21 protein-coding genes are annotated in these 26,228 nt (G+C 65.6%); 9 read left to right on the forward strand and 12 right to left on the reverse strand.

The genetic code is table 11. The features are described from left to right. Positions 1–52 precede the first annotated feature (52 nt). The 4 genes from shc to ACEL_RS08765 all read left to right on the forward strand — a co-directional run bounded on the left by shc (position 53) and on the right by ACEL_RS08765 (position 5,026). On the forward strand, positions 53–1,954 hold the full coding sequence (gene shc, locus ACEL_RS08750; protein ID WP_011720532.1) for a squalene--hopene cyclase: 1,902 nt from the start codon (positions 53–55) through the stop codon (positions 1,952–1,954). After that, positions 1,951–2,649: a phosphorylase family protein gene (locus ACEL_RS08755; protein ID WP_011720533.1), complete on the forward strand. Its 699-nt coding sequence runs from the start codon at positions 1,951–1,953 to the stop codon at positions 2,647–2,649. Before shc ends, ACEL_RS08755 begins: the two co-directional genes overlap by 4 nt. A 1-nt stretch (position 2,650) precedes the next feature. Then, the gene (gene hpnH / locus ACEL_RS08760; protein WP_011720534.1) at positions 2,651–3,655 is read left to right on the forward strand and encodes an adenosyl-hopene transferase HpnH; all 1,005 of its coding nucleotides are present in this window, start codon (positions 2,651–2,653) and stop codon (positions 3,653–3,655) included. 81 nt (positions 3,656–3,736) lie between these two features. After that, complete coding sequence (locus ACEL_RS08765; RefSeq protein ID WP_011720535.1) at positions 3,737–5,026, forward strand: AI-2E family transporter; 1,290 nt, start codon at positions 3,737–3,739, stop codon at positions 5,024–5,026. 339 nt (positions 5,027–5,365) lie between these two features. Here ACEL_RS08765 and ACEL_RS12460 read toward each other — a convergent pair whose 3' ends face one another. Next, positions 5,366–8,779, reverse strand: a complete 3,414-nt coding sequence (locus ACEL_RS12460) for a glycoside hydrolase family 9 protein (RefSeq protein ID WP_011720536.1) — start codon at positions 8,777–8,779, stop codon at positions 5,366–5,368. Between the two features lie 413 nt (positions 8,780–9,192). Here ACEL_RS12460 and ACEL_RS08780 point away from each other — a divergent pair, with 413 nt between their 5' ends. Further along, a complete protein-coding gene (locus tag ACEL_RS08780; RefSeq protein ID WP_011720537.1) occupies positions 9,193–10,263 on the forward strand; it encodes a DUF3048 domain-containing protein in 1,071 nt (356 codons plus the stop codon). Positions 10,264–10,359: 96 nt separating this feature from the next. Here the strand turns inward: ACEL_RS08780 and ACEL_RS08785 are convergent, their stop codons facing one another. From ACEL_RS08785 to ACEL_RS08815, 7 genes are all read right to left on the reverse strand, one after another. Beyond that, entirely contained in the window at positions 10,360–10,635 is a 276-nt protein-coding gene (locus ACEL_RS08785; protein WP_011720538.1) for a DUF3039 domain-containing protein, read from the reverse strand. A gap of 19 nt (positions 10,636–10,654) precedes the next feature. After that, positions 10,655–11,281, reverse strand: a complete 627-nt coding sequence (locus ACEL_RS08790) for a YqgE/AlgH family protein (RefSeq protein WP_011720539.1) — start codon at positions 11,279–11,281, stop codon at positions 10,655–10,657. A gap of 42 nt (positions 11,282–11,323) precedes the next feature. Continuing rightward, positions 11,324–12,142 carry a type 1 glutamine amidotransferase gene (locus tag ACEL_RS08795; protein ID WP_011720540.1) on the reverse strand — a complete coding sequence of 273 codons (819 nt, stop codon included), beginning with the start codon at positions 12,140–12,142 and terminating at the stop codon, positions 11,324–11,326. Next, positions 12,129–13,394, reverse strand: a complete 1,266-nt coding sequence (locus ACEL_RS08800) for a Mur ligase family protein (protein WP_011720541.1) — start codon at positions 13,392–13,394, stop codon at positions 12,129–12,131. The genes ACEL_RS08795 and ACEL_RS08800 overlap by 14 nt, the downstream gene beginning before the upstream one ends. Positions 13,395–13,405: 11 nt before the next feature. Continuing rightward, complete coding sequence (locus ACEL_RS08805) at positions 13,406–13,795, reverse strand: HGxxPAAW family protein (protein ID WP_011720542.1); 390 nt, start codon at positions 13,793–13,795, stop codon at positions 13,406–13,408. A gap of 117 nt (positions 13,796–13,912) precedes the next feature. Further along, on the reverse strand, positions 13,913–14,212 hold the full coding sequence (locus ACEL_RS08810; RefSeq protein ID WP_148204585.1) for a hypothetical protein: 300 nt from the start codon (positions 14,210–14,212) through the stop codon (positions 13,913–13,915). Positions 14,213–14,771: 559 nt separating this feature from the next. Next, entirely contained in the window at positions 14,772–15,446 is a 675-nt protein-coding gene (locus tag ACEL_RS08815; protein ID WP_011720544.1) for a TetR/AcrR family transcriptional regulator, read from the reverse strand. Between the two features lie 124 nt (positions 15,447–15,570). On the opposite strand from ACEL_RS08815, the gene ACEL_RS08820 reads away from it, so the two are divergent. The 3 genes from ACEL_RS08820 to ACEL_RS08830 all read left to right on the forward strand — a co-directional run bounded on the left by ACEL_RS08820 (position 15,571) and on the right by ACEL_RS08830 (position 18,355). Continuing rightward, positions 15,571–15,999, forward strand: a complete 429-nt coding sequence (locus ACEL_RS08820; RefSeq protein WP_011720545.1) for an ester cyclase — start codon at positions 15,571–15,573, stop codon at positions 15,997–15,999. A gap of 88 nt (positions 16,000–16,087) precedes the next feature. After that, on the forward strand, positions 16,088–16,846 hold the full coding sequence (locus ACEL_RS08825; protein WP_011720546.1) for an SDR family NAD(P)-dependent oxidoreductase: 759 nt from the start codon (positions 16,088–16,090) through the stop codon (positions 16,844–16,846). A gap of 549 nt (positions 16,847–17,395) precedes the next feature. Then, on the forward strand, positions 17,396–18,355 hold the full coding sequence (locus ACEL_RS08830) for an alpha/beta hydrolase family protein (protein WP_202943349.1): 960 nt from the start codon (positions 17,396–17,398) through the stop codon (positions 18,353–18,355). 745 nt (positions 18,356–19,100) lie between these two features. On the opposite strand, the gene ACEL_RS08835 is transcribed toward ACEL_RS08830, so the two are convergent. From ACEL_RS08835 to ACEL_RS08850, 4 genes are all read right to left on the reverse strand, one after another. Then, positions 19,101–20,474, reverse strand: coding sequence for an RNA polymerase sigma factor (locus ACEL_RS08835; protein ID WP_049751472.1), 1,374 nt, complete (start codon positions 20,472–20,474; stop codon positions 19,101–19,103). 197 nt (positions 20,475–20,671) lie between these two features. Continuing rightward, complete coding sequence (locus ACEL_RS08840) at positions 20,672–22,651, reverse strand: acetoacetate--CoA ligase (RefSeq protein ID WP_193138748.1); 1,980 nt, start codon at positions 22,649–22,651, stop codon at positions 20,672–20,674. A gap of 134 nt (positions 22,652–22,785) precedes the next feature. Continuing rightward, positions 22,786–23,811 (reverse strand): L-glyceraldehyde 3-phosphate reductase, encoded by a 1,026-nt coding sequence (gene mgrA, locus ACEL_RS08845; RefSeq protein WP_011720550.1) that lies wholly within the window; start codon positions 23,809–23,811, stop codon positions 22,786–22,788. A gap of 91 nt (positions 23,812–23,902) precedes the next feature. After that, the gene (locus ACEL_RS08850) at positions 23,903–25,009 is read right to left on the reverse strand and encodes a S1C family serine protease (RefSeq protein WP_041835668.1); all 1,107 of its coding nucleotides are present in this window, start codon (positions 25,007–25,009) and stop codon (positions 23,903–23,905) included. A gap of 383 nt (positions 25,010–25,392) precedes the next feature. On the opposite strand from ACEL_RS08850, the gene ACEL_RS08855 reads away from it, so the two are divergent. Next, a complete protein-coding gene (locus tag ACEL_RS08855; RefSeq protein WP_011720552.1) occupies positions 25,393–26,016 on the forward strand; it encodes an isochorismatase family protein in 624 nt (207 codons plus the stop codon). Positions 26,017–26,228: the final 212 nt, after the last annotated feature.

The following is a 26,228-nucleotide window of genomic DNA, read 5'->3' on the forward strand; positions in this document are numbered from 1 at the left end:
CGGTGACACGCCGCACCAGAAAGTGCCTGCCCATCAAGGAAGGAGGAGCGCAGTGACCCAGGCGAGCGTACGAGAGGACGCGAAAGCGGCCCTTGACCGAGCCGTCGATTACCTCCTCTCCTTGCAGGACGAGAAAGGTTTCTGGAAAGGCGAACTAGAAACCAACGTCACGATCGAAGCGGAAGACCTGCTTCTTCGCGAATTCCTCGGCATCCGAACGCCGGACATCACGGCGGAAACCGCGCGGTGGATTCGCGCCAAGCAGCGGTCCGACGGCACGTGGGCCACGTTTTACGACGGGCCACCGGATTTGTCGACCTCAGTCGAAGCCTACGTGGCGCTGAAACTCGCCGGCGATGACCCGGCCGCGCCGCATATGGAGAAAGCCGCCGCATACATCCGCGGCGCCGGCGGGGTGGAGCGGACTCGGGTGTTCACCCGGTTATGGTTGGCGCTCTTCGGCTTATGGCCGTGGGACGATCTGCCGACGCTCCCGCCGGAGATGATTTTTCTCCCGTCGTGGTTTCCGTTGAACATTTACGACTGGGGGTGCTGGGCCCGGCAGACCGTCGTACCGCTCACTATTGTCAGCGCGCTCCGGCCGGTGCGGCCGATACCGCTGTCCATCGACGAAATCCGGACCGGCGCACCGCCGCCGCCGCGGGATCCGGCCTGGACGATCCGCGGCTTCTTCCAGCGACTGGATGACCTGCTGCGCGGATACCGGCGGGTCGCGGATCACGGTCCGGCCCGACTGTTCCGGCGCTTGGCCATGCGGCGGGCGGCGGAATGGATCATCGCGCGACAGGAAGCCGACGGCTCGTGGGGCGGCATCCAGCCGCCATGGGTGTATTCGTTGATTGCCTTGCATCTTCTCGGTTATCCGCTTGATCATCCCGTGCTGCGCCGCGGCCTGGACGGACTGAACGGCTTCACCATCCGGGAGGAGACCGCTGACGGGGCGGTCCGCCGGTTGGAAGCCTGCCAGTCGCCGGTCTGGGACACCGCGCTGGCGGTCACCGCGCTCCGCGACGCCGGCCTGCCCGCCGATCATCCGAGGGTGCAGGCCGCCGCCCGCTGGCTGGTCGGCGAAGAGGTGCGGGTCGCCGGGGACTGGGCGGTACGCCGTCCCGGGCTGCCGCCAGGAGGATGGGCCTTCGAATTCGCCAACGACAACTACCCGGATACCGATGACACCGCGGAGGTGGTCCTCGCCCTCCGCCGAGTGCGCCTCGAGGACGCCGATCAGCAGGCGCTGGAGGCTGCGGTCCGCCGCGCGACGACGTGGGTCATCGGCATGCAATCCACGGACGGCGGCTGGGGCGCCTTCGACGCGGACAACACCCGAGAGTTGGTGCTCCGCCTGCCGTTCTGCGATTTCGGAGCCGTGATCGATCCGCCGTCCGCGGACGTCACCGCGCACATCGTGGAAATGCTCGCCGCCCTCGGCATGCGCGACCACCCAGCCACGGTCGCCGGGGTGCGCTGGCTGCTCGCACACCAAGAGCCGGACGGCTCGTGGTTCGGCCGGTGGGGTGCCAATCACATCTACGGCACCGGCGCCGTGGTGCCGGCACTGATCGCCGCTGGGGTGTCGCCGGACACGCCGCCGATCCGCCGGGCGATCCGCTGGCTGGAGGAGCATCAGAATCCGGACGGCGGGTGGGGCGAGGATCTCCGGTCGTACACCGATCCGGCGCTGTGGGTCGGCCGTGGGGTGTCCACCGCCTCACAGACCGCGTGGGCGCTGCTCGCGCTCCTCGCCGCCGGGGAGGAGGCGTCGCCCGCGGTGGACCGCGGCGTGCGGTGGCTGGTCACAACGCAGCAGCCGGACGGCGGGTGGGATGAGCCGCACTACACGGGTACCGGATTTCCCGGCGACTTCTACATCAACTACCACCTGTACCGACTGGTCTTCCCGATCAGTGCGCTCGGACGATACGTGAACCGATGACCATGCCTGCGCTCCTGCTCACCGCCTTGCGAAGCGAAGCCGCCATCCTGCGGACGGCGGGCCTGACTCCGCACGTCGTCGGTGTGCGGGCGCACCGCCTCGGTGGCGAGTCCGTCCTCCGGATGGTGACGACGGCGCCCGGCACGGTCTTGCTCGTCGGGTACGCCGGTGGATTGCTTCCAGCGCAGCACCCGGGTGACGTGGTCGTCGCCACCGACGTCCGCGACGAACGCGGCCACGTGATCGCCACCGCACGTCCGGCGATGATCGCCGCGGCCCTCGCCGCCTTGCGGGACGCGGGCCTTGACGCGACCGCGGGCAGCTTGATCAGTGTCGGAAGGTTCGTACGCCGCACCGCCGACCGGTACCGTCTCGCCGCAACCGGTGCGGTGGCCGTCGACATGGAGAGCGCGCCGGTTGCGCTGGCGGCACGGCACGCGTTGCTCGTCGTCCGGGTGCTGGTCGACACGCCGGCTGACGGGGTCGTGACGGCCGTTGCGGGTCACGCGTGGCGCCTGGGCCGGGTCTTGGCCCGCGCGGCACGTGCGGCGTATCACGCCTGTGACTGCGCGGAATTACCGACGAGCGAAAACAGCGCGCCGTCCGGTAGCGTCGAGATGGCGACACCGACAAGCGACACTCGGCCGCCAGACGACCGCCTGGCGGCGACGACGGATCGCGGGAAGGGTAACTGAGATGGCAGTACCGCTGCGCCAGAGTCTCCGCATTGGAGCGTATCTGCTCAAGCAGAAAATCCGGGGTCGCGACAAGTTCCCGCTCATCGTCGAACTTGAGCCGCTCTTTGCGTGCAATCTCAAGTGCGTCGGCTGCGGGAAGATTCAACATCCGCACACGATTCTCAAGCAGCGCATGCCGGTGGAGCAGGCGATTGCCGCGATCGAAGAATGCGGCGCACCGATGGTCTCCATCGCCGGCGGCGAGCCGCTGATGCATCCGGAGATCGATGTCATCGTCCGGGAATTGGTCAAGCGGAAGAAATTCGTGTACCTCTGCACGAACGCGCTTCTGATGCGGAAGAAGCTCGACTTGTTCAAGCCGTCGCCGTACTTCTCGTGGGCGGTGCACATCGACGGTCTGGAAGAGCGGCATGACCACTCGGTCGCCAAGCAGGGTGTTTTCGCCGAGGCGGTAGCGGCGATCAAGGAAGCGCAGCGCCGAGGCTTCCGGGTCATGACGAACACCACATTCTTCAACACGGACACGCCGCAGACGGTCATCGAAGTGCTTGACTACCTGAACGACGAACTCAAGGTCGACCACATGATGATCTCCCCGGCGTACGCGTACGAGAAGGCGCCGGACCAGGAGCACTTCCTCGGCGTTCAAGAGACGCGGGAGCTGTTCCGCAAGGCGTTCGCTGACGGCCGGCGCAAGCGCTGGCGCTTGAACCACTCCCCGCTCTTCCTCGACTTCCTCGAGGGGAAGGTGGATTTCGAGTGCACGCCGTGGGGTATTCCCAGCTATTCGCTTTTCGGTTGGCAGCGGCCGTGCTACTTGATGAGCGACGGGTATGCCAAGACCTATCGGGAGCTCATCGAGACGACGGACTGGTCGAAGTACGGCCGGGGCAAGGATCCGCGCTGTGCCAACTGCATGGCGCACTGCGGCTATGAACCGAGCGCTGTTTTGGCGACAATGGGCTCACTCAAGGAGTCGCTGCGAGCCTTCCGCGGCGGGTGAGGCCTGCGCCGGTCAGGAGGCGGCCGACCGACCGGGGCTCCGCTGACGGCTCTCGCGGTCTGGGAGAGGAGTGCACACCCGATGGCCGGTCGGCCGATGGTTCCACGGGACGCCGAGGTCCCTCCGCCGGATTTCCGTGCTGAGGGCATGACGGCGACGACGCGGCACACCGGCGTGACCGGTCCAGTCGACCCGTCCACCGACGCGGACGGTGGACATATTCCCGGCTGGCTGCGGACGGCCGGCGGCTGGTCGTGGCGGTTACTGGTAACCGGAATTGTCGGTTATTTCCTGCTGCGGTTCTTCATACGGATTGAAATCGTCGTCCTGCCGTTCCTCGCGGCGATGGTGATGACTGCTCTGCTGCGTCCGCCGTGCCTGTGGTTGGAGCGCCGGGGTCTGCCTCGGCTCATTGCTACGTGGGTGACCTTCTTGCTCGCCTTCATCGTCGTGCTTGGCGTCGGTACTGCCGTCGTCTATCGGACGACCGCCGAGTGGCACACCTTGGTGAGCGACTTGTCAGCGACCTCGGATAAGGTACGCCACTGGCTTGCGACGGGTCCCTTGCACCTGAAGTCGACAAACCTCAAGGATTACCAGCAGCAATTCGTCGACGCACTGAAAACGCACCGCGGGTTGGTCATCAGTGAGGTCGTGAACGGTGCAAGCATCGCCGGTGAAGTGGCCGCCGGGATTGTGCTGACCGCGTTCATCACGTTCTTCCTTTTGTACGAAGGTGAGCGCATTTGGACGTTCTGCCTCATCCCGTTCCGGCCGCCGACGGCCCGCCGCGTTGACCTTGCGGCGCGGGCGGCATGGCGAACACTCGCCGGGTACATTCGCGGCAGCGTGCTCATCGCCTTGTTCCACGCGGTCGTCATCGCAATCTCGCTGCTCATTCTGCACGTGCCTCTTGTCGCGCCGCTCGCGCTCGTCGTCTTCATCACGAGTTTTCTCCCACTGATAGGAGTGCTCATCGGCGGCGGGCTGTCGGTCTTTGTCACGCTGGGAACGCAGGGTCTTACCGCCGGCATCATTCTGCTCATCATTCTCGTCGTCGAACACCAGCTCGAAGGACACTTCCTGCAGCCGTTCATCATGAGCCGGGCTGTTCGATTGCATCCGCTCGCGGTAGCACTCGCTCTTGCCGCCGGCGGCGTTCTCGGTGGGATCATTGGAGCGATTCTCGCGGTTCCTGTTCTCGCCATGCTGAAATCAGCCTGGCCGCACTTGTGGGCGCCCGGCTTGGAATTGCCCCCGACCGTTGCGGCCGAGGATTTCAGTGCGGCAACGCCGCGGGTGAAGCACGCCCACGTTGCTGATGAGGCGGCGGACGACGACACACCGGTCGGCGCAGGCGCAGAAGAGTGAGCCGGTGCAGCGATAGCTCACCGCGGTGTCGGCACGATTGGTGCTCGCGCGCGTGTCCGCGGCTTGGTGCGATAGGCGCTTCGTGGCTCGGTGCGATCAGCGCGCCGCCGCTTGACCGCGGATGGACACGTCCCGAATTGGTCCGATAAGCGCGGCTCGCGGCTCTGCCCCGACGTGCACGTCCCGGATTGCTCCTGGATTGCGAGCAAGAAACCTGGATAGCGAGCAAGAAAATTGAGCGGACAAAAAGGGGCCGCTCGGGACGGGGTAGGCGGCCGTTCCCGAGCGGCCCGGCCTGTGGGGTTTCTGGCGGAGCTGGTCCCGCTGCCTCCTGGTGGGTTAGTTGGTGGTGCAGGTGGGGGTGGGTGGGGTGTTGGTTCCGGTGTAGGTGGCGTTGAATCCGAAGGTGGTGGACTGACCGGGTTGGATCACGTTGTTGTAGCTCAGGTTCGTCGCCGTCACCGATTTACCTGATTGGGTCAACACGGTGTTCCAGGAGTTCGTGACCGTCTGATTCCCACCAAACGACCACGCCACCGTCCACCCGTTCGTCGCCCGGCTCCCGGTATTCGTCACCGTCACCGTCGCCGTAAACCCAGAACCCCAATCACTATTCACCACATACGTCGCCCGGCACCCCACACCCGACGACGACGGGGACGGCGTGGGGCTTGGGCTTGGGCTCGGCGACGGGGACGGGGACGGGAACGGGGAGAGGCTGGGGCTGGGGCTGGGACTCGTGGTGGTGGCGGTGACGGGGGTGGATGGGGCGGAGGTGTTGCCCGCAGCGTCCACCGCGGCCACCGTGTAGGTGTACGCGGTTCCCGCGGCCAAACCCGTGTCGGTGAACGAGGTCACCGTCGGCTGGCCCACCAACACCCCGTTGCGGTACACGTTGTAATGCGCCACCCCCACGTTATCCGTCGACGCATTCCACGCCAACGACACCGACGACCCACTCACCCCGGTCACCACCAAGCCGGTCGGCACACTCGGCGGCGTCACATCCCCACTCGGGCTCGGGCTCGGGCTCGGGGATGGTGTGGGGCTGGGGCTGGTGCCGGACGGTTCAGTCCCCCAGACCAACACGCCGTTGACGTACACCGTCACCTTCGTCCAATCCTGGAAGGCGGTGTTCGTCCCATACGAGTAGTCATGCGTCTCGGTGAAATTCGACCAGTCACTCTTATTCACCCGGTTTTGAATCTCACCCGTCGACCCACCAGCGGCCAACGTTCCACCAGTGAACGACAACTGCAGGTAGGTATCCGCCGTCGGCGTAGCCGGGTTCACCGAGCCGAACGAGGCGCGGATATTCCCACACCCGATCGCCGCCCAGTCACAGTTGTACACCAGTGTCGACGACCCACCATCCCGGGTGAACCAGTACCGCACCGTCACCGTCGACAAATCCACCGACGACGACCCCGTATTCACCACCTGCAAACCCGGTTTGATCTGGTTATCACCCGGCGCCGAATCATTGTTCTTATACTGCACCTTCACCCCACCCGACACCGGCGACGAAGACGGCGACGGGATCGGTGACGAAGACGGTGACGAAGACGGGCTCGGTGACGAAGACGGGCTCGGCGACGCCGATGGTGACGGAGACCGAGACGGACTCGGCGATGGTGACGGCGACGGAGACGGCGACGAGGATGGGCTCGGGCTCGGGCGCGGGCTCGGGCTCGGCGACGGCGACGGCGAGCTGCTCGGGCTCGGGCTCGGCGAAGCCGACGGACTCGGCGACGGCGACGGCGATCCGGACGGCGCGGAACCCCAAATCGCGGTGGTGCCGTCATAGAGCACGATATTGTTGACCGTTACCGGTGTCGCTCCCGGAGTGGTGGCAACACCCTGGTAGGACCAGTCATTCGTCGGATCCCAGCTTCCCGAACTGCTGATGCGGAATTGGATTTCCTTCCGGTAGTCGGATTGACCGATCGGCGCGATGTGCACCCCGTCGCAACTGATCGTCACGTAGTAAATGTTGCCGGAGTACTGCGTCGGTCCCTGCGGCGCACTGCACTGGTTGTACGCCGAGCTGAGGCTTATTTGAGCCGGTGTTGTTGAACCATCCAAGGTGAAGTAGTACCGGAATGAGCCGTGGTCCAGGGCGCGTGCCGGCCATGCCGACTGGTTGACAATGTACGCCTTGATCTCGGTGTAATTCGTCCCCGCCGAGTTGACCGACGCTTGCATATAAATTTCCGGCCCATCGGGAGTCTCTTTCGGCGGGAAGTTCGCAGCAGGCTGTCCGCCGTATTCTTGATAAAGCCGTGCCAGGGCGCCAGTCAGGCCGGCGTTGTAATCGTCAGCCGGTTCGTTCTCCTGGTAATTGCTCCGGGTATCGGTGTATTGATCGTCCGCCGCGCCGGGACCGCCAACCATCGCGCCGATGAAGAGATGCCGTTCGTTGGCCGGCGTATTGATGTCATTAGCCCATGACGCATGGGCGTCCCGGCTGTGAATATTGAACGGCGAATTCTTCCCGAATCCGACGATGTAACTGCCGCCGCGGGGATTGTCACCCAGGATGTAGTTGATTTGCTGGACGGCAAAGTCGTGGTACGCCTTGACGCGTGCCGGGTCCAATCCTTGTGACGCCAGCCAGTCGCTGAACACTAAGGCGACGAAGGCGGTATTGGCGGCGTACCGCAGCGAACCCCAGGTGTCCAGCCACGCCTCACCGCCGGGCGAGTAGGTGATGCGCTCGATGGTGCCGTTGTTGTTGTAGCCGGTCGTCCACCAGTCCAGCCAGCGTTCGGCGTCCGCGATGTACTGCTGATTGCCGGTGAAGCGCGCGAGCAGGACGTAGTCGCCGTACGACTTGTCATCCCAGGCGATGGTCCACTTGTACGAATGGACTGTCTTGGCCTGGTCTTGGTAACCGAGGTTCGGGTAGTAGCTGATGGCCTTGTTCAGGTATGACTGATCGCCCGTGGCTCGATACAGCCAGAGCGCACCCCAGACGAGCTCATCCCAGTAACCGCTCCAGGAGTTGTAGTAACCCTGCGCCGCGGTAATGCAGTCGCTGTATTTGCCGCGATACGTGTCCGCAAAGGTGTACAGGTTCTTGGCGTGCGTCAGCAGTGTCTGCGCGTAGCTGGGATTCGTCGGCGCGAAGGCGATCGACGCCGCGGCCATAGCGGCCGCGGTCTCGCCGGCAAGGTCCGACCCAGGGCAGCTCGGATCAATTTTGTACGCCGGACGCGCCATCGGCATCACTTCCGCGGGACCCCACCATGCGTGGTCGAGGCTCGCGTCACCCACCTGGCCATATAAGACATTTGGTGATGGGTTGGCGTTGATGAGGTAGTCCGTACCCCACTTGATGTTGTTGAGAATGTACGGCAACTGGCCGGACGACTGGTAGGCCGACCGATAATCGTCGACGCTCCACGACAGCATTGTCAAGGTAAAGGCCATCGGGAAGCCGAACTTCACGTAATCACCGGCGTCGAAGAAGCCTCCACTCAAATCCAATCCAACGTCCGCGCCGTCATTGAGCGCCGAATTCCCCTTCCAGCTCGCACGGTCGTCACTGCCGACAATGTGACCCGCCCGCTGCTCGTCGTAAAAGTAGATGGCGTCCTGCAGCGCCTGCCCGTAATTGAACTCTCCGGTCGCGGCCGGCGCCGCGGTCACCGGACCCGACGCAACGGCGACAAGCGTGGCCGCGGCAACGCCGCCCACTCCGATCAATGCGCCCAATCGGCGAACACGACTCCACGCGCGCGTCAAGCGCATCGCGGCCTCCCATTCCAGCGGACGAACGACGCGGCAGGACGACGACCACCTACGCCCCCGTCTACGCACGCCGGCGGTGCGGTCCGCATGGGAACGATCCCATTGCTTGGAGAGTCTTGAGCATCCGGACGCCGACTGTCAAGAGGTCACGGTCGCGACGTGTCGCAATCTGCCCGACGCGACCGTACGCCGCCCGACGACAAGCGATGAGAGGTTCGCATGTCGTTGTTGGTCACGTTCCCACACCCCCGGGCCCGGACGCAGCGGCGACCCTCGCCGCAGCCGCCGATGGGCCCATACCACCTCTGCGCCCGGACGCAGCGGCCGACGCCGACCCGGTGCCCGTGTCGCGGCTTCGTCGCGCCCTGCCGGCCGACTAGGCTGACACCACCGCTCGAAAGCAGGAGTACCGTGTGCGCGCTGGTTATCTGATCGATCGTCCCGCCCACGCCCTGGTCATCGCCGGTCTCATCGCGACGCTCCTCGCAGGCTGTTCGACAGACAGACCGTCCGCACCTGCGGGACCGCAACACCGCGAAACTCCGACGACGACCACGGCGGCGGCCTCCTCACTGTCCGCCTCGCCACCGAACGCTGACGATCCCCTGACCGGCCGGCCCGCAGCTGATCCCGCAGCAGCCAACCGTCCTGCACTGGCAATCAAGGTCGACAACGTCGCGGGTGCGTGGCCGCAAGCCGGTTTGAACAGCGCGGACATTGTCTTCGACATTCCGGTCGAAGGCGGCCTGACCCGATTGCTCGCGGTTTTTCATTCACAACTGCCGGATCTGGTCGGTCCGATCCGGTCAGCGCGACCGGTGGACGCCGACCTGCTCCCGCTCTTCGGTCGTACGTACTTCGCGTTCTCCGGTGGAACCGCAAGCGATCTGGACCCGATACGAGACCACGGCAATGCCGTCCCGATGTGGTGGGACACCACGCCGTCGCTGTTCATCGTGCGCCGCGACCACGCCGTGCCGCACCAGGTTTTTGCTTCTCCCGACACGCTGTACGCCGCGGGCCGGCAACGCGATCCCTCCGCCGGACCGCCGCGGCAAATTTTCCCTTACTCACCAACGCCGCCGAACGGCCGGCCGGTGAGTCATATCGTTGCGCGATATGCCGCGGCCACCGCCGAGTGGAGCTGGAACGGCAGTCAATACTTGCGTACGCAAGACGGCCGGCCGGACATGTTGCTGGACGGGCGGCAGGTGGGCAGTGACAACGTTGTCATCCTCGGAGTGACGGTCAAAGCGACGACGGCACGCGACTCGCACGGAAGCGTGGTTCCGCTTCCCGTCGTCATTGGCAGCGGCACAGCGTGGATTTTCCGCAATGGCATGGAAATTACCGGCACATGGAGTCGGCCGACCCTGACCGCGCCGCTCCGTTTACGTGACGCATCGGGCACGGCGATTGCTCTTGCGCCCGGGCGCACCTGGGTGGAGTTGTTGCCGACACCGCGGGAGCCGGTGACCAGCTAGCCGGTGACCAGCCAACAATGACATGCCCGCCGATGCGCGGTGAACCGGCTCTGCATACCCGCCGATGCGCGGGAGGCAAGCGCCTGCCCTACTCGGTCAGTCGCGGAGCACGTTGTCGTAGATTTCCTTGCATTCCGGGCAGACCGGGAAGCGGCTGGGATCCCGTGACGGCACCCAAATCTTGCCGCAGAGAGCGCGGATCGGTGTCCCGTTGACGGTCGCCTCGAGAATGTCGTCCTTGCGGGCGTAATGCGCGAACCGCTCGTGATCGCCGTCCTCGTACGCCGCACGCGTCGACGGCTGCGTCGCGGTACGCTCCAACGTCATCAGACCGCTGTCGGGGTCGAGACCTGTTCCGCTCATGAGTTTCATGCTAGCGACGTGACGCCGACTAATTCCGGGTCGGATCCGCCGGCATGGTGGCGAGCAAGGCAAGCTCGCCGCCTTGGCGCCGCAACACCCGCGACCAGAGGGTCTGCGGCTCGGGGCTGAATGCGTCATCGGGCTCCGCCCGACACACCAGCCAACCACCCAGCCGGAGTTCGGTTTCCAGCTGACCCGGCGCCCAGCCCGCGTAACCAGCGAAGAGCCGCAATCCGTCCAGCGCGTCCGCAATCATGTCAGGTTCGGCCTCTGGATCGACGGCACCAAACGGCCCGACCAAGGGAATCCAGCCGGCCGCCGGCACCCCGGCGCGTACCCGGCCGAGACAGACCACAGCCTCCGGAGTAACCGGGCCGCCCAGGTGCACGACGCCCGGTGCACTCACGATGTCCGCCCATTGCGGGACCGCTTCCCGGGCGGGTACCGAGCTGGGACGATTCAGGACGACGCCGAACGCACCATCCTCATCGTGGTCGAGAAGCAGGACCACCGTCCGCGCGAAATTCGGATCCTCCAACGTCGGCGCTGCAACGAGAAGCCGGCCTGCCAAGGAGGTCTCCATGTCTTCATCATGCCGAGAAAGAAGCCATGAGTGTGAACACTCTCCGCGCACGGACGCGAGGCGGGTAGGCATTTCAAGGAGATCGTCCGCCCGCAATCCGCGAGCCGACGCGCGCTATCCGCGCAGTGACGCGAGCCGTTCGGCGCGCAATGCCTCAATCTCCGGTTGCGGCCAGGGCGGCAGCGGCGTACCGACCGCCATGCTCAGCAGCAGGTCGGCGAGGTCCGGATTGCGCGCCAGTCCCGGCCCGTGCAGATACGTTCCGATGATCCGGCCCTGGACCGCGCCTTCCGCCGGCTTTCCGGCGAACAGCGTCCCGTTCCCGACGCCATGCCGCACCTGCCCAAGCGGCCGAGCACCGGCGCCGATCACGGTCGCCCCGGCGTGGTTCTCGTAACCGGTCAGGAACGTTTGGAGCGGCGTAGCGTCGGTCGGTTCAGCAAGCAGCTCACCGACCGCGCGGCGGGTCAACCGGGACGTCGTCACGTCCAGCAATCCAAGGCCGCTCTCGATCTCCCCGCCGGCGCCGGGGAATGCGTGGCCGAGCAGCTGATACCCCGCGCAGACCCCGAAGATCACCGCTCCACGGTCAGCGGCGCGCGCCAGGCCGCCGTCCGCGCGGAGCAGTCGAGCAGCCGCGACCTGGGCGTCGTCCTCGCCGCCGCCGAGGAGGTAAATGTCGCCGTCAACCGGGAGCGGCGTTCCGGGATCGATGACGAGCACCTCGGCGGCGATGCCCCGAGCCTGCGCGCGCACCGCGAGAATCCGGGCGTTTCCGCCGTCGCCGTAGGTGCCAAGCAGGGTCGGAAAAATCGACACAATGCGCAGCGGATCTCGGGGCAGCGGGTCTTGAGATTGCGGGTCTCGAGATTGCGGGTCTCGGGGGTGCACGCGACCAGCGTCTTCTGGTCTCAGCCGGTCAGCCGCGGACATCGGTGTCTCCGCCGGTGCGCCGAAGCCAATCCCGGAACGCGGTGTAGGTCGCGACGACATCGAGCGGCGGTGCGTCGTCCAGCCCGGCAGTGCCGATCTCGGGCGGCCAGGCCTCGCCCGGATTCTCCACCGTGGTGTGCGAAACACCCGCGTAGAGCAATCGGACGGCGAGGTCGTACCGCCGTTCTCCGGTCGCGACAACGAATCGGCCGGCGAGCCGTTCAAACGGGACGTCCCACAACCAGGATGGATCGCGACCGTCGGCCGCCCGCGCATTTATCGCAATGACCACCGGAGCCGGCGGAGGTGCGAGCACATCGAAGATTTCCGTCCAGCCCGCTGGATTCTTGCCGAGCAGCAGACGGATCCGGCGGCCGGCGTACTCGCGCACTTCGTAGCGGCCGCCCACGGATGCCACGCTCGCAAACGCCGCGACCGCTTGGGCTGGCGGAATGCCGGCAAGATCGGCGGCTGCCGCAGCCACCGCAGCATTCGCCCGATTCGCCCGTCCGGGCAGTGCAAGCGTCAATGGCAACCGAAGATCGCCGTGGAGAAGATGATCGCCGTCCAGCGACCAGGTGGGCTCGGGGCGCCGCAGTCCGCACGAGCACGACCACACGTCGTCCGCCCACTGCAGCACCGCACCGCATCCGGGACAGACGGCGGCATCGGCTCGCCACGGCTGCCCAACGGCAACCCAGGTAACCGTTGGGACAACGGAGGCGGCCCAGACGACGTGCGGATCGTCGGCATTTGCCACGACGGTCAGCTCGGGATGCGCGGCGAAGGCTTTCCGCCAGCGCCGCGCCACCATCGCGACCTCACCGACGCGATCGAGCTGGTCGCGGGTGAGATTGCCGAGAACGAGGGTGGTACGCCGCGGTGCCTGGTCGAGCAGGGTGGGCAGGTAGGTTTCGTCTGCCTCGAACACCGCTGGTGTGCTCGCGTCGGGGGCGGTGAGGAGCGCGGCGATCAGCCCGGGTGGCATGTTCGCGCCGGACAGATTGGTCACCACCGGGCCGGCCGTCCGGAGGGCGGCGGCGAGCAGTCGGGTCGTGGTTGTCTTGCCGTTGGTCGCAGAAACGAAGGTCACCGGACGGACCGCTGTGAGCTGCCGAAACGCGTCCGGGCAGGCGGCGAGTGCCACCCGCCCGCTGATGACCATGCCGTCGCCCCGCCGCAGCGCGCGCGAGAGCACCCCAGCGAGCCGGCCCAACCGGACGGCGGTACGAAGCCGGAGTGCGGCGCTCATGGACCTCCGGTCTAAGGCCAGACGTGCTGGGCGGATCCTCCGCTCGGGGACGAACCGGGATCAGCGGCGGCAAGCGCGTGAGCGGACGACGCCTCTCCCGACCCGGCGGAGCCGGTGACAGCGGACACCGGCGCAGCAGCGGCCTGCGTCCGGGCGGCACGCCGTTCGGCGAGACGCCGAGGGTCAGCCATCGCGTGGGTCGCCCACCCGATGAGCGTGCCGGCGACCACCAACCCGGCACCGAGGTAGAAAACCCACGGCGTGGCGACGATCAATCCGATGCCGGCAACAATGAAACCGATGATCACGACGGTGACCACGGCCCATGAGATCGGCCGACCGCGGATGTGCCCGTCGTCCTCGGCGTGATACGCCTGCCCCTCGTGCCGTTCCCCGGTCACCGGCCACCTCTCCTTCCGCTCGGACGCGTGTACTCGCGCGCGACACGCACCGCTCCTCCGGCTTGCCTCAGGACGCCGCGAGACATGCTGCATCACCGGCGCGTGCCGGTGGCGATGTTAGCGTCGCGTGTCGACTTCCCCTTCGGGCTTGCCCGGGGCGGCGTTCGCCGGCCAGCCGAAGCTGTCCCCGGTGCGGCGCGGCCGCTGGGCCAGCTGTACGCCGGGAAGCGTCCGCGTCGGCCAGTTCCCCGGAACCGGCACGGGCGTCGTCACCGGCGGCCGGCCGGGAACCGGATAGAGACTCCCGGCGGGGCGGCCAACCGACGTCCCATGCCCGCCGGGCGGGCGCACAAGCTGGGCATCCGCCTTGTCGCCGGCGCCGGTGGAAGAAGCTAGCGCGCCTTGGCTCTCGGTCACGTCCTCTTGCATATCAGAGCGACCGTGAGTGGCACCGCCGAGGGGCGCAGAGCCGAGGTGCAATGCGAGGCACTTCACACCGAAGCGGTGACCGCGCCAAGGAGGCGGTCGCGGAGTGCCAACCTCGACAGCAGAGCGCGGGAACGCTGGATGCCCAAGCTGCAGCCCTCCACGCTCGTCCGCTACCGAACGAGCCCGAAGCAGCGTCGAAGCGTACGCCGTCGCACCGGTGATTTGGGCACGTGGTCCCAGAACCCCGCGGCACGCGAAGCTCCGCGCAGGTGGCAGGCTGCGCAAACCGTGTTATCGCGTCTGAGGGCGCCAACACGCACGCAACGAAGTTCGGGATAGCAAGATCTTGATCGCTGATGTCCAAACCTGGTGTCGGGAGGTGCGCAAGCCAGCTGCGGACGCGAAAGGGCGCTGCTGAGAAATTGATTGCTGTCTGAGCTCGAAGCCCTGGTGCCCCTCCCCCCGATGCAAGACGCGCCCTTGGAGTCGTTCGCGATTTGATCACAGCAGGCGCGCAGCGACATGCGGTCATCGAAGGCACGGCGCCTCAGAGGCGTAGGACTGTAGACACCGTCGCGCGGATCGTCGCTATGTCGACGTCTGCGGCTATGTCTTTCTCACTCGGCGAGTCGGATCCCTTGATTGCGCTTTCGACGCCCAGCAGCGCGCGCAGTAGCCGTGGTAGCACAGTGCGACCCAGCAGATCCTGCGCGAGTGAGGTTGCGGCGGCCCGGTCGATACCGTGGGCGCGGTACCGCTCGTAGAGGTAGGAGGCCAGCCGGTCGTACGCCTTGACGAACATCGCGTCAAAGTACGCCGATGCGCTGCCCGGTAGCCTCTCAGCCTCGGCGATGCACAGCCGACAAAGACGTACCTGAGGCTCCCAAGTCATCAGTTGCTGGAACCGCCCGCAGAATAGCGAGATCGCCTCGGTAGGGTCGTCGGCGTACGCGTCCGGGGTGCTGAGCTTGCCGAGGTACAACTCGCGGACGAAGTCCAGCACCGCGTCGAACAGCTTCTGCTTGCTCTCAAAGTGGGCGTACAGCGAACGCTTAGACGTTCCAGCTCGCGCTGCGACGGCGTCCATCGAAGTCCGCTCGTAGCCGGCTTCCAAGAAGACGTCTTTGGCGATTGCGAGGATGTGACGGCGCAGTTCCGCACCGCGGCGCTGCGCACCCCGCTGCGCCTCTTCTCTCTGGAGCGATCGGCCCTCACGCGTCATCTCACACCAACTAGTAAACGGTACGGTATAGTTTAGTTACTGACCGGCTCGGCTGTCGTGGCGCGTACCCGATTTGGAGCAGGTCGGATCACCGCACTTTCTGACCAGCGAGGAGTTTCACATTATGGCTGCAGGCAGCATCCCAGAGATCGAGACCACTGTCCGTCGCTTCTACGAAGCGTTGACCACCGGAGACTCGATACTCGTCGACCAGGCGTTGGCTCCCGAGTGGGAGGCCGTACCTCCTTTGCGCAGCGGCCCAGGGGCCGAAGGGTGGAAGACAAGCGTCGCGCACCTACGTGGTGTGTTCCCCGACCTACGTGTCACGATCGAGGACATCGTCTTCTCCGGGGATCGAGTAGTCGTGCGATCGGTAAGCCGCGGTACCCACACCGGTGAGTTGCTCGGCGTGCGCGGCACCGGCAAGCAGATCGAGTTCCGGGCAATCGACATCCATCGGCTGGAAAACGGCAGAATCGTCCAGACCTGGCATCTCGAAGACTATTTCGGCATCGCTCTACAGATCGGACTCACGTTCATACCCGCCCCTTGACAAGACAGGTTATTTGGGCCTCCCAGGCGCGGCATTCCGCGGCACGTCACCAGACGTGCCGTATCGGAACGAGGAGAAGGGCACACACATGACGCTGGAAGGAAAAACTGCGCTAGTCACCGGGGCAGCGCGGGGAATCGGACAAGCCTACGTGGCGCGACTGGCTGCCGACGGTGCCAACGTCGTCGCAGTCGACATCAACGACCCGACCGACGGCCTGGTCGGACTCACCGGCAAGGGCGACAAGCTGGGACTGGTCTGCGACATCAGCCGACCCGACGAGGTGGATGTCGTCGTCACAACGACCCTGGAGCGGTTCGGCCGCGTCGACATCTTGGTCAACAACGCCGGGATCTTCCCGACCGCCAGCCTAGACACCGTGACGATCGAGCTTTGGCGGCAGGTTCAAGCCGTCAACGTTGAGCCGATCCTGCGGTTCACACAGGCCTTCGCTCCTGGAATGAAGAGCGCTGGATGGGGGCGCATCGTCAACACAGGATCAGCTAACACCCTCCTGCATGGCAAGGACCTGGCCTACATGACAAGCAAAGCCACCGTGCACGGCCTGACCCGGGCACTGGCCAACGAGCTGGGCGAGAGCGGGATCACGGTCAACGCAATCGCTCCCAGCGTTGTCGCCACCGAAGGTTTCCTGGGGCGTGCCAGGAGCGCCGGGTCGACCGCCGAGGAGGTACTCGCCCGAGTCTTGGCGATGCAAACCATCAAACGTCCTTCGGTCCCCGCTGATCTAGCGGACGTCCTCGGCTTCCTGGTCTCCGAAGCAGCAGGGTTTATCACTGGTCAGATCATCCACGTCGACGGCGGCCTAACCCGGACCGGAGCATGAGCAGCATCCGGCCCAAGAGACATGCCGGAGTATTACGCGGCGGACGCAACGTGTCGCCACCCGACGGCCGATCACCAGGTGTGCTGGTATTTGCCCTCCTACGTTTACGCGCTCTTCAAGCGCCCGACCTCCCCGCAGGGGCGGCGCAGTGTCGAGTACAGCTCTGGATTTTGGGTCGACGAGCCGTGGGTCGCTCCGCGATGAACGCGCTGACCTCAAAAGTGAAGGAATACCGGGCGTGTGGCACCGCAGGAGAGCGACCCGCCGGAGACCGGTGTTCGACTGTGCGCGCAAAGACGTACCGACGCTGCCCGCGCGTAAGGCCGCAGAATCAGTCATTGATGTATCAAACGACGGGGCCGACGTTGGAGCTACCCGAGAATTGCGTCTCAACACTGGTCATGGGTCGGCCCATCAATCGCATACCAGGCTTCCCAGGGTAGCCAGTCCGACTCGGCTCGTTGGGCATGAGGCACTACCCTTCGGCGATACCCCAAAGCCAAGACCCACAGCAGAGGACCAATACGGGAGTACGATGTGACGACTAGTGTGCCGCAGCTGGACATCGTCGCTGGACGCGCGCGAGAACGATTCGACACGCTCTTGAACACGATCGCGGACAACTTCAGCGTTTCGCGTCGGAGTCCGATCTTGCATACCCCCGCTGAACACCACCTGCACTTCGAAGACGTCACCTTTCCCTCCGAGGACGGGACGCCATTGGAGGGATGGCTCGTTCCTGCCGCACACGCGGATACGATCGTGATCGTCAACCATCCGCGCTACTTCAGCCGTTCAGGGTTACCAGCGCATGTGGAACCCTGGCGCTCGGATTTCGGCGCGACCGGCAACGACATCGAGGTAAACCTCGTGCGCGACATCGCGATCTTGCATGACGCTGGCTACCACGTACTGGCATACGACTTACGCAACTTTGGTCACAGCGGCGCCGCCAACGGAGGACTGACGAGTGCCGGCATCTTCGAATCCCGCGACGTTATCGGATCGCTTATCTACGTCCGTTCCCGATCCGATCTGCAGCAGGTCAAAATCGCACTCTTCAGCCGCTGCTTAGGCGCTAACGCCACCCTGTTCGCCATGCAGCGAGCGCCGCAGATGTTCGGTAACGTACGCTGCCTGGTCGCGTGCCAGCCACTGTCGCCGCGGATGGCCCTGGAACGCGCCTTCGAGCGCCACGGTCTCCCGATCGACCTGATGGACGAACTTGACCGACGGATCAAGCTGCGGACCAGCTTCGGCCTCAACGACATGTCGCCAATAAACGCAGCGCGTAGCGTACGTGTGCCAACGCTTGTCTACCAGGTCCACGCCGACGTGATGACTCGCCCGTCCGACGTACAAGCCATCTTCGACGCCATCCCCGACCACGATGCGCTACCGAAGGAGCTCTTCTGGATCCACGGCACTACCCGACGCTGGGACGGCTACCTGCACTTCCAGAACGAACCGAACCGCATCCTGGCCTGGCTTGAAAGATACACGCGCTAAATGAAGTGCTGCCTTTCCAGCGCTTCCCGCGGTTGCCTGATGGAGAGAGAACCTAGGAAACCGCGCGCTGACGGTTCCGTTCTTGACCTTGCGTGCGAATCACTCTCCGCAACTGAATCGATATCTAATGTCACGACACAGACGAAAGATCGCCATGCCCAGCGCGACCTGACAGACCGTGGATCCCCGGCAAGTGTCCAGCAGAGTAAGTAGACGACAGCGGCCACCGGAGATTGAGAACCCTGCCTTAAGTCACCGGCACCGCACACCAACGGGGAGCGACACTAATATCGGCAGATCCTGTGAACATCCTTAAAAAAGGCTTCATTAATAAAACACCATTACTTCCCCATCGATTGGTGTTTCCGTTACCTTTGTCCAGAGGCCAGGTCTGAAGCCGGCACGCACCGCCTCGAGCTGACGACGATCGATCGCGTTGCCCGACATGCGCTACCACCAGTAGGTAACACGGATCGCGGCGGCGAACATAACTCAAATTTCCGCACGTTCGTCAGACAACCGACCGGTAATCTTCAGTCGGCAACGCTCTTCAACAGAGCGGTGTTCGACGACCGTAACCGTTGGCATTCCGCTGCGGACGCCAAACATCGCCTCTGACGGCTTCGCAGCGTGGCGGCACGCCCGACTCGACGGGCACCACGCCGAAGCCCCGCATCCGGCAAAAGCGCGCCGAAGGTGCCGCCCGCTCACGCCGCGTGCCGACCGGCGTACGCGCTGCCGACGGTCAGCTGGCCCAGTCGAGCAGGGAGTCGGGGCTGTTGGGGTCGCGCAGTTTCGCTAAGGCCTCGCGCTCGATTTGCCGCACCCGCTCCCGGGTCAGGCCGACGTCCCGGCCGATTTCGTCCAGCGTGTGCGGCCGGCCGCCGACCAGGCCGAAGCGCAGCGCAATCACCCGGGCCTCTCGCGGGTCCAGCCCGGCCAGTGCACGATGCACGGTGTCGATCATCGCCTGGTATTCGAGGGCGTCCGAGGCGGCGGGCGCCTCCATGTCCTCGATGAGATCGCCCAGCAGGGTGTCCTCGTCGTCGCCAACCGGGTTGTCCAGGCTGACCGGCTGGCGGGCGTTCCGCAGCATCTCCTCGATCTGCTCCGGCGTTCGGTCAAGCTCGGCGGCAAGTTCCTCAGCCGTGGGTTCCCGGCCGAATTGCTGGTGCAGCTCGCGCTGGAGCCGGGTCAGCTTGTTGAGTTGCTCGACGACGTGCACCGGCAACCGGATGGTGCGAGCTTGATCCGCGAGGGCGCGCGTGATGGCCTGCCGGATCCACCACATCGCGTAGGTGGAGAATTTGTACCCCTTGGTGTAGTCGAATTTCTCCACTGCGCGGATGAGCCCGAGATTGCCCTCCTGAATGACGTCGAGGAACGCCATGCCCCGGTTCGAGTACCGCTTGGCAACCGAGACCACGAGCCGGAGATTCGCCTCGAGCATGTGCGCCTTGGCGCGGGCCCCGTCATCGCGGATCGCCTCCAGGTCGCGCCGCTCCTCCTCCGTCAACTGCAGAGTCGGGTCGTTGAGTTTGACGTCGGCGTACACACCGGCTTCGATCCGCTTGGCCAACTCGACTTCCTGCGCGGCGTCGAGGAGCGGAGTACGGCCGATCTCATTGAGGTAGTTGCGCACCGGGTCGTGCGACAACCCGGCGTCGTCCAGGTCGAGATCGTCCTCTACGAGATCGTCACTCTCGTCGTCGAAACCGGCGGGACGGCTGACTGCGTCGAGCAGCTCCTCTTCGGTAGGAATCTCGGCGGGAGCGTCGTCCTCCACGACGTCGACGACCAGCTCCTCGTCGGCTGCACGACGCGAACTCCGTGATCGCGATCCGCGGGTCCGGCGCGCGGTCCGGACCGGCTCCTCCTCCGCCACCTCGTGATCAAGCTGCGAAACCGCCGCCTCCCGCGGTTCAGCCGGCAATGACACCGCCGCGTCGGTACGCACGACATCCGCCGGCGCGTCAGTTCCCGGCACGGCGGTTCCCGGCACGGCGGGACTCGCGGCACGCACCGTCTCCTCACGCAGCGGTGAGCGTCCGGCACGGTCGGAACGCTTGCCGGCCGTGGCGCGCTTGCGGGTGGAGGTGCTAATCTTCGGCTCCTTCATCGTCCCTGTGATCGTCTACCACTGGCGAAGTCTTCTGTGCTTCGCTCTGTACAACGCATGACGCGCGGCGCTGTTCCATCGTTCACCGTTGTCCACAAGTGGATCGGCATTCTCAGCGACTTCTTTGAGTTGGACCTACCCGCGGCAGGGCGCTCACTCACCCGGCGTCTCAGGGCCACGCCCGCCGTGATTGATCATCACGCTAGCCCGGGATGCTCCCGAAAGTATGCCAGACACTCCGGGTTGGCCAGCGCCTCCACTCCACGGACCGGCCGCCCGTGTACGGCGTCCCGGACCGCGATCTCGGCGATCTTGCCGCTGTGGGTCCGTGGGACGTCGGGCACGGCGAGGATGCGGGCCGGCACGTGCCGTGGCGAGCAGTTCACCCGAATCGCAGTCTGGACCTCATCGACGAGCTCGGGGGTCAATTGAGCGCCGTCCGCGAGTGTGACGAAGAGCACAATCCGCTCGTCACCGTCGACCTGCTGGCCGATCGCTACCGCGTCCATGATCTGGGGAAACCGCGCGACCTGACGATAGATCTCTGCGGTGCCGATCCGCACCCCGCCCGGATTGAGGGTCGCGTCCGAGCGGCCGGAGATGACGAATCCGCCGTGCGGCGTGCGGGTGATCCAATCACCGTGCCGCCATATGTCAGGGAAGACCGCAAAGTATGCCTCGGTGTATCGGCGCCGATCCTCGTCGCCCCAGAACCCAAGGGGCAGGGACGGAAACGGCCGGGTGCACACAAGCTCGCCGGTGACTCCGACCGGCACGGGCCGGCCTGTGTCGTCCACCACATCGACGGCCATGCCCAGCGCAGGACCCTGGATTTCGCCGCGAAATACCGGGCGGGTCGGGTCGCCGAGCACAAAGCAGCCGCAAATGTCCGTGCCACCGGAAATCGAGGCGAGGTGCACGTCCCGCTTCACCGTTGCATAAACCCAGTCGAACGCGTCCGGCAGCAGCGGGGAACCGGTCGAGGTAATCGTCCGCAGTGCGGAAAGATCCCGGCCGGAGCCCGGCTGCAGGCCGGACCGGCGAAGGCTGTCGAGATACCGCGCCGAGGTGCCGAACAGCGTAATGTCGAGGTCGGCTGCCAGGTCGAAAAGGGCAAGCGGCTCAGGGTACATCGGCGAGCCGTCGTACACAACGAGTGTCGCTTCGCTCGCCAACGCACCAAGCAGCCAATTCCACATCATCCAGCCCGTCGTCGTGAAATAAAAGACCCGATCCCCCGGGCGGATGTCGCAGTGCAATCGGTGTTCCTTCAGGTGCGTGAGCAGCAGACCACCGGCCCGATGGACGATGCACTTGGGCCGCCCGGTCGTACCAGAGGAGTACAACACGTATTGCGGGACGTCGAATCCTCCGCGGACCGGCGCAATCGACACGTGTTCGCCGCGGGTGAGAAAGTCACGCCAGTCGCAGACGTTGGCGGCGGCGCCGTGCGGCCGCTCGTGCACGTAGTGGATGACCACAACATTGCGCACCGTCGCCAGCTCAGCGGTTACGGCGGCGAGTTTTTCCGCGGTGTCGAAGCATCGTCCGCCGTACCAGTACCCGTCGACGGCGAAGAGGATTTTCGGCGCCACCTGGCCGAACCGGTCGAGAACAGCCGGCGCACCGAATTCCGGTGACGCCGACGTGAAAATCGCACCAATCCACGCCGCCGCCAAGGCGACAACATAGGCCTGCGGACAATTGGGGAGCCACGCCGCGACGACATCGCCCGCCGTGATGCCGACGGCCGCGAGGGCGCCGGCGGCACGGCTCACAGTCGACCGCAACTGGTGCCACGACCACGTTTCACGGACGCCGTCTTCCCGAACGAAGAGCAAGGCCGGCGTGTCGTCATCCCGGCGGAGAAGCGTGTCCACGACGTTCAGACGCGCCTCGGGAAAGAACCGGGCGTCCCGCATGTCCGGTGCGTCAACGAACGCGACATCGCCTTTCTCCCCGACAACGCTGCAAAAATCCCACAGCTGCGACCAGAATTCGCCAATGTGCCGAATGGAGAATTCATGCAGCGCCGGTGTGTCAGGCAGGCTTGTGCCGTAAGCCTCTTGCATGCGACGGCGGAAGGCGGTCAGTTGTGCCGCCGCTACGCGCTCGGGTGTGGGGGTCCAGAGCGGTCCGTCCCGCCACGTCTCGCTCGTCATCGCCGCCTGCCCAATCCTCGATGTGCACCGTACCGCACCGGGGACGTCCGAGAAGTCCGCTGACGCGGTGCCGGGGGCTGACACGTGCCGGGGCATCACGCCACGCCGGCGCCTCACGCCGTGCTGGGGCATCACGCCACGCCGGCGCCTTACGCCGTGCTGGGGGCCTCCCACAGGTTGATGCCGGCGTCCCGGGCGTATCGATCGATATCGGCGAGTTCCTCGGAGGTGAAGTCGAGATTTGCCAGGGTCGCGACGTTTTCTTCGAGCTGCGCTACGCTGCTCGCTCCGATCAGCGCCGATGTCACCCGCTCGTCCCGGAGCACCCAGGCGATCGCCATCTGGGCGAGGGTCTGCCCGCGGCGGCGGGCCAATTCGTTGAGCGACCGGACGAGGCTGAGCCGTTCCTCGGTGAGCATCTCCGGCGTAAGGAAACGCCCTTTCGCCGCACGCGAGTCAGCGGGAATGCCGTCCAGGTACCGGTCCGTGAGCATCCCCTGGGCGAGCGGCGAGAAGGCGATGCAGCCCACGCCTTCATCGCCGAGCACGTCGAGGAGCTCCTCCTCGATCCACCGGTTGAGCATCGAGTACGACGGTTGGTGGATGAGCAGCGGCGTGCCCATGGACCGCAGGATGCGCACCGCCTCTCGGGTTCGTTTCGCTGAATAGGAGGAGATCCCCACGTACAAGGCCTTTCCCTGCCGGACGGCGGTGTCGAGGGCGCCGAGGGATTCTTCCAGCGGAGTATCGGGATCGAAGCGGTGGTGGTAAAAGATATCGACGTACTCCAATCCCATCCGGCGCAGACTCTGATCCAGGCTGGCGAGGAGGTATTTACGAGAGCCGAGATCCCCGTAAGGTCCCGGCCACATGTCCCAGCCCGCCTTGGTCGAAATGATGAGCTCGTCCCGGTACGGGCGAAAATCTTCGGCGAGAATACGGCCGAAATTCTTCTCCGCCGCGCCGTACGGTGGGCCGTAATTATTTGCAAGGTCGAAGTGGGTGATGCCGAGGTCGAAGGCGCGGCGCAAAATCGCGCGCTGGGTCTCGAGCGGCCGATCGTCGCCGAAGTTGTGCCAGAGTCCCAAGGAAATCACCGGGAGCCGGATCCCGCTCCGGCCGCACCGACGGTAGATCATACCGTCGTACCGACTCTCCGCGGCTTGATAGGTCATGGCGCCTCGCCCTCGGTCCCGCGACTTACGTGATGACGGAGGGGACGCCGGCCCGACGTCCCCTCCGTCATCTTGCCATCCCGGGTCGGCCTCAGGAAGTGACCTGGGTGGAGCCGAGGGTGACGGGAATCGTCAGCTGTTGGGCGCCGCGGATGATGTGCAGGGTGACCGTCGTTCCCGGTTTCTTCGCGCGGATCGCCGCTTGCAACGCCGCTGCATCCGGCGTCTGCTCGTTGCCGACCGCGGTGATGACGTCACCCGCCTGCACGCCGGCTTGAGCTGCCGGTCCGCTCGGCTGCACCTCCACGACGGCTGCTCCGTTCGGCGCATCCGTCACCACAACCCCGAGAAATGCGGTCGTCTGGCTTGGTGAGGGGGACCCGGATGCCGACTTCCCGGCTTCCAGTGCGGGCAGCGCTGCGGTCACGGTATTGCTCGGAATCGCGAAGCCGATATTCTGGGCGGGCTCGCTCGGTGTTCCGGTCGCCACGGCCACGTTGATGCCGATGACCTCGCCGCTGGTATTGACAAGCGGTCCGCCGCTGTTGCCGGGGTTGATGGCGGCGTCCGTCTGCAGCAGCCCGGTCAGATTCTCGCTGCTGTCCCGCAGGCTTCGGTTCGTTGCCGAAATGATGCCTTCGGTGACGGTCGGCTGACCACCGTAGCCGAGCGCATTCCCAATCGCCAGCACCGTGTCACCGACGTGCACGGTCGAGGAATTCGCAAATGTTGCAGGCACGAGACCGGACACTCCGGACACCTTGAGCACGGCGAGGTCCTTCGTCGTGTCAATGCCGACGATTGACGCGGCGTGCGTACCGCCGTTCCCGGGCAGCGTCACGTTTATTTGCGTTGCGCCGTTGACGACGTGCGCGTTCGTCACGACGAGCCCGTCGGAGCTGATGATGATTCCGGTTCCTGCCCCGCTTGCCATGAATCCGCCGAATCCACCGAATCCACCGCCGCCGCCGGGTCCGGTGGTCACGGTGTCGTTGATCAAGACGACGGACGGGAGAATTTTCGCCAACGCCGACTGGATGGAACTCGCCGGTGCCGCTTGCGGGGCCGCAGCGGCGGCCGCGGTCGTCCCGGCGGAGGCAGTTCCGCGATCGAGGGAGTGCACGACCACGCCCGTCGTACCGGCGGACACCACGACCGCAGCCAGCACAGCCGCAAGCCAACCGACCGCCCGGCCCATCCGAGGCGTCTCCCGCTCGTGCGAAACCAGCACATCCGCCGGCGGCGCCGAGGGTGGTGGAGGCTCCGATGCCGGTGACGATGCGTGCGACCCCTCTGACGCCGGTTGAGGCGGCTGCTCCGCCCACGATCGCGCTTCGGCCGGCGCGCCATCCTCCTCCGCACGCCCGCGATCCAGGCGCCTCTCACCTCCATCGCCGCCGGCATGTGGTCGCGTCCACCACGGCTCAGCGTCTGGATTCCCCAGGTTCTCCGTGAAATCGTCTGCGTTCATCGTTTCCCCTCTCGTCTTGACTGCGTGCTCACCCTCGAGCGTTCCGGTGGAACCTGGGAGTCTGCTGAGCCGACAATGAAGAGAGCCGAAAAAAGGGGAGGGACATCACGATGTCAGACGAAGCACGCGACGTTGCGGATATTCCTGCGCAGGCTGATAACCGGGCGCTCGTCGTGGTCGACGTCCAGCCGACCTTCTGCGAAGGCGGCGAACTGCCGGTAGCCGGTGGAAACGCGACAGCTGATCGGATCGCGGCTTACCTCGCGGACGCAGCGGACAACTATCGCCTCATCGTCACGACGCAAGATTGGCACATCGAACCCGGCTCCCACTTCTCCACAACTCCGGATTTCGTCGATACCTGGCCGCCACACGGCATTGCCGGGACGCCGAACGCGGAGCTGCACCCGGCAATCGCAAAGGCGATTTCCGCCCTTCCCCGCGTCGTGTCTTTACGCAAGGGGGCATACCAGGCGGCGTACTCCGGCTTTGAGGCCACCGACGACGCCGGCCACGATCTCGCCTGGCACCTGGCAGCCAACGACATCCGTGAGGTGGACATCTGCGGTATCGCCGAGAGCCATTGCGTGAAGGCCACCGCACTGGACGGCGCCCGCCTCGGATACCGGATCACGGTGCTCACCGATCTCACCGTGCCCGTCACACCGGAGCTCGGGGAGCAGGCGCGATCCGAGATGGTCGCGGCGGGTGTTCGGCTTCGCCGGGCCGCATAGGTCCCCGACCGGCCGCGCACCGGCTCTGACCGCAAGCTTCCCGCGCACGCTGCGCAGATGCCAGGACCGGTCCCGCGCCCGTTCTGACCCAGGGGTTGCACGCTGCGCAGATCCCAGGACCGGTCCCGCGCCGGTTCTGACCGCGGGGGTTGACGCCGCCTGGCCCGCGCCGGTTCTGACCCAGGGGTTGACGCCGCCGGTCCCGCGCCGGT

It is taken from the genome of Acidothermus cellulolyticus 11B, from assembly GCF_000015025.1.
GTDB classification, from domain to species: Bacteria; Actinomycetota; Actinomycetes; order Acidothermales; family Acidothermaceae; genus Acidothermus; species Acidothermus cellulolyticus.